Source organism: Cellulophaga sp., from assembly GCF_039943695.1.
Taxonomy (GTDB): domain Bacteria; phylum Bacteroidota; class Bacteroidia; order Flavobacteriales; family Flavobacteriaceae; genus Cellulophaga.
The window spans coordinates 1-2535 of sequence record NZ_JBDVAA010000141.1 but is presented as its reverse complement, the minus strand read 5'-3'; the positions used below and the strand labels follow the sequence as shown (position 1 = coordinate 2535).

Annotated in this window: 2 protein-coding genes and 1 pseudogene; 2 read left to right on the top strand and 1 reads right to left on the bottom strand. The window is 32.8% G+C overall.

Annotated features, from left to right (window positions below):
* Both ABJD66_RS09475 and ABJD66_RS09470 read left to right on the top strand, forming a co-directional pair.
* A pseudogene (locus ABJD66_RS09475) lies at positions 1–735 on the top strand (SusC/RagA family TonB-linked outer membrane protein); the annotation flags it as partial.
* A 9-nt stretch (positions 736–744) separates the two neighbouring features.
* The gene (locus ABJD66_RS09470; RefSeq protein ID WP_348130814.1) at positions 745–2229 is read left to right on the top strand and encodes a SusD/RagB family nutrient-binding outer membrane lipoprotein; all 1485 of its coding nucleotides are present in this window, start codon (positions 745–747) and stop codon (positions 2227–2229) included.
* A 10-nt stretch (positions 2230–2239) separates the two neighbouring features.
* Here ABJD66_RS09470 and ABJD66_RS09465 read toward each other — a convergent pair.
* The coding region (locus ABJD66_RS09465; RefSeq protein ID WP_348130812.1) for an aminotransferase class I/II-fold pyridoxal phosphate-dependent enzyme at positions 2240–2535 on the bottom strand (296 nt) is incomplete at its 5' end.

Below are 2535 nucleotides of genomic sequence, written 5' to 3'. Positions count from 1 at the left end.
GATATTCCAGATGATATAGAGAGTATTATTTTTGCAGATTCTGGTTTTGCAGGTGTAACATCAGAAATTAGAGAAGGTGATAAAATGGGGTCTTTGTACGGTTGGAAATGGCGTTATGAAAACGGTGAACGTTATATAGATGCAAATGGTAAGCCAGAAATAGACTTTACAGAGCGTCAAAAAGTAGGTAATGCTTTTCCTGACTATATTACTTCTTTAGCTAATAATTTTAAATGGAAAAATCTAGGGTTTAACTTTTTATTGGAATATAAAAAAGGAGGAGATATTTATGATGCTGGCAGAAGAAACTCTATAAGAAATGGAATCTTAGAAGTTACCGAATTTAGAGACGAAACTACAGTTTTAAGTGGAGTTATGGATGATGGTAATGGTGGTTACATACCAAACACAACAGAGGTTTTAATAGATCAAAACTACTATCGTAGCTCTACTGATTACAATAGAGCTTCAGAAATTTTAGTTCAAGATGCATCTTGGGTAAAACTTAGAAACATTGGTGTAACATATGATTTACCTTCTAAATTTGTTGAAAAAATAAACTTAGATAGATTTTCAATATCTGCTAGTGCTCAAAATATTTTGGTTTGGACACCATATGATGGGTATGACCCAGAAGGGAACCAATATAGCGCGGGTAGTAATGTTTATGGGTTTACTGGTTTAAATATTCCTTTATCTCAAAGTTATAATTTTGGTATTAATATAGGATTTTAAAAAATAGATATGATGAGAAAAAGTATATATAAAATAATAGTATTATCATTATTTATAACTGTATTTACAGCTTGTAGTGATGATTATTTTGATGTGAATACGCCATCTAATACAGCAAAATTAGATCAGTTGCGTATGCAAGATTTGTTAGCACCAGTTATACATAGTACAATGGAAGGGCAACGTTCTGCCGAATTATCTTTTGGAAATTATGTGCAAAACTTTGTTATTCAAGGTGGAGGTGCAGCTGGACAAACAACAGCAAGCGGATTATGGACACAGGTGTATTTGTACATTTTACCTAATATAGATGCTATTAACGAAAAAGCTACAGCAAACGGAGCAGTACATTATAAAGCAGTTGCAGATATATTAACTGCCGTAAATTTAGGTATTGCTACAGATACTTGGGATAATATTCCATATTCTGATGCTACAGATGGTCCAGATAATAATTTTCCTGCTTTTGATACACAAGAGCAAATTTATACAAGTATATTTTCACTGTTAAATGGAGCTATTAGTGCATTAGAAGGTCCAGATGATTCTGGTTTTACATTAGGTAGTGAAGATCTAATATATGGCGGAGATACAGATAAGTGGTTAAAAGCGGCATATACCATTAAGGCTAGATATCAATTACACTTAGTACAAAAAGGAGAAATTACAGCAGCTGATGTATTAAGTACTATTGCTAATGGCTTTACTTCTACAGATGATGATTTTCTAATGTATTACGATGATAAAAATATAAACCCTTGGTATTCTGCAGAGGTTTTAGCTAAAAATACAGGAAACGCTCATAATGATATTGCTAGTCAATTGGTTAGCTCTATGAATGGAGATTACTTTCCTTTTGAAGGTGGTGATGTTAGTATTGATCCAAGATTGCCAATTTTTGCGGATAACGGAGGAGAAGCAGAATGGAAAGGTTATGTTAGTGGTAGTGTTGGTTTAGCTCCAGATGGTACAGATGCTAATACAGGTTTTGCTGTAGATGGATATTATACAAGAATAGATGCTCCTTTAATGTTAATAAGCTATGCAGAGGCTATGTTTATAAAAGCAGAAGCTGCTTTTTTAGCAAACGGAGGAAACACAACTAGTGTAGGTTCTAATGCAGATGCTTACACAGCATACTTAGATGGTATTGCTGCAAGTATGGAAATGTATGATGTAGATGGTACAGATTACTTAGTGGATACGGCTATAAATGTTGGCGAAGGCAATTTAATGTTGCAGCACATAATGAAAGAGAAATATATACATAACTTTTTAAACCCAGAAACTTTTGTAGATTTTAGACGTTATAATTTTTCTGATGAGGTTTTTAAAGGTTTAACTATTAGAGAGGAAGAGGCTAGTGATGATAATGAATATTTTGGTCAGTGGTTTAGAAGAGCAGAGTACCCATCTTCTGAAGTTAATAGAAATGAAGAAAATGTACTAGCAAACCAACAAACACCTGTTACTCCAGTTTGGTGGGATAACTAGTAAGTAAAACTTAATCATAAAGGGTATTAATAAGGCTAACAACTTTATTAATATCCTTTTTTTTATGGTGTGCACTTAGCACAATACGGCTCATAGTAGGTGAATGTTGGTCTGGATAATTAAAACTAGTAACTATAATATTGTGCTCTTTTAAATAAGTAGTTATTTTTTGATCACTGTATGTAAAAGCTGAGTGGTTTGGCATAAACGTAAACAGCTCTTTATTATTTAAGCCCTTTAAAAAAAGTTGAATGTGTTGTTTTAACTTTTGTTGTCTTTTTTTATAGATACTTTCTGCAGTTAGTA

Bases quoted from the DNA above. Each gene is read 5' to 3' on its own strand.
- ABJD66_RS09470 (WP_348130814.1), top strand. From the start codon at position 745: ATGATGAGAAAAAGTATATATAAAATAATAGTATTATCATTATTTATA.